This window comes from Escherichia sp. AM3, assembly GCF_032029835.1.
GTDB classification, from domain to species: domain Bacteria; phylum Pseudomonadota; class Gammaproteobacteria; order Enterobacterales; family Enterobacteriaceae; genus Escherichia; species Escherichia coli.
Genome location: NZ_JAVUPQ010000394.1, coordinates 1 through 930 on the forward strand (window position 1 = coordinate 1; position 930 = coordinate 930).

1 protein-coding gene is annotated in these 930 nt (G+C 46.1%); it reads left to right on the top strand.

Translation table 11 applies throughout. The features are described from left to right. Nucleotides 1-860: shufflon system plasmid conjugative transfer pilus tip adhesin PilV (gene pilV, locus RTW80_RS26115; RefSeq protein WP_409415317.1), on the top strand; the 860-nt coding region annotated here is incomplete at its 5' end. Nucleotides 861-930: the final 70 nt, after the last annotated feature.

Consider the following 930-nt stretch of genomic DNA (forward strand, 5'->3'; position numbering starts at 1 on the left):
CATCAACCACTGCCGTTATCACGACAACCATGCTGAAAAATACCGGCTTTTTGTCCAGCGGCTTTATTGAGACAAACAGCGAGGGGCAGCGGTTACAGGCATATGTAGTTCGAAACGCCCAAAACCCGGAATTACTACAGGCAATGGTTGTATCCAGTGGTGGCACCCCTTATCCAGTGAAAGCACTTATCCAGATGGCTAAGGATATTACCACTGGTCTTGGTGGATATATCCAGGACGGCAAAACAGCCACAGGTGCATTACGTTCATGGTCAGTAGCTTTAAGTAATTATGGTGCCAAAAGCGGTAACGGGCATATAGCCGTACTGTTATCGACAGATGAACTTAGTGGTGCAGCAGAGGACACTGATCGTCTTTACAGATTCCAGGTCAATGGTCGCCCTGACTTAAACAAAATGCACACGGCCATTGATATGGGATCAAATAACCTGAATAACATTGGGGCAGTAAATGCCCAGACTGGTAATTTCAGCGGCAATGTGAATGGTGTAAATGGCACTTTCAGCGGTCAGGTAAAAGGCAATAGCGGAAACTTTGACGTAAATGTCACCGCTGGCGGTGATATCAGAAGTAATAATGGTTGGTTAATTACTCGTAACAGCAAAGGCTGGCTCAATGAAACTCACGGTGGCGGATTTTATATGTCCGACGGATCATGGGTTCGAAGTGTAAACAACAAGGGCATCTATACCGGCGGTCAGGTGAAAGGCGGTACTGTTCGTGCTGATGGTCGCCTTTATACTGGTGAATACTTACAACTGGAAAGAACTGCCGTTGCTGGCGCATCATGTTCGCCTAACGGCCTTGTAGGCCGCGATAATACAGGGGCAAAAATTTAGTGCCAAACCCGTCGGTGGTGAGGGGGTAATAAAATTAATTAAAAAGCATGTAATTTGGACAAATAATACG